This window comes from Desulfuromonas sp. TF, from assembly GCF_000472285.1.
GTDB lineage: Bacteria > Desulfobacterota > Desulfuromonadia > Desulfuromonadales > ATBO01 > ATBO01.
Genome location: NZ_KI421418.1, coordinates 392,415 through 393,014, shown reverse-complemented (window position 1 = coordinate 393,014; position 600 = coordinate 392,415). Strand labels below are relative to the sequence as shown.

The 600-nt window shown below is 55.8% G+C and carries 1 protein-coding gene; it reads left to right on the top strand.

The window, feature by feature from the left end; genetic code table 11:
* On the top strand, positions 1-276 hold a 276-nt coding region (locus DTF_RS27200; protein ID WP_226989261.1), incomplete at its 5' end, for an OB-fold nucleic acid binding domain-containing protein.
* Positions 277-600: the final 324 nt, after the last annotated feature.

Below are 600 nucleotides of genomic sequence, written 5' to 3'. Positions count from 1 at the left end.
GACGAGATGCACTGTTGGGCGGGTCGCTACGTGACCATGATCGGCTGGTGGGTGACGGCCAAGACGGTGCAGGACAAGGACGGACGGCCGATGGAGTTTGTCTCTTTCGAAGATACGAGCGCCATTTTCGACGCGACCTTCTTCCCCAAAGCCTATGAGCGTTTTTGCCGAAAACTGACCCGGCATCGCCCTTATGTGCTGAAAGGAAAAGTGGAGATGGAATTCGAGGTGGCGACTCTCACCGTCGAATGGGTCGATTTTCTGACCACCGGCTAGGAGGGTGTCGGGCTTTACGGGCTGAAGCGAAAATTTGGAAGGTTGAGATCAGATTTTGGCTCGTTTGAGAACTCATAGCCATAGCTCTGGGCTGAAAGGGAGTTGAAATATGGGCCAAGCAGCCGAAATGCAGCCGGCTCATCTCATGGATAGTCCGACAGCCTCCTAAGGTGCGTGGCTGTATGACGTCCACAACCATTCTCCGGAAGGCTTCCCACAAACGACCGGAACAGCGCCGCTCAAGGCGCTACGCGCCATGCCTGGCGCACAAAGAAAAAGGTGGAGCATAAGCTCCACCTTTATGCCTCCCCTCGGGGAGGCTCG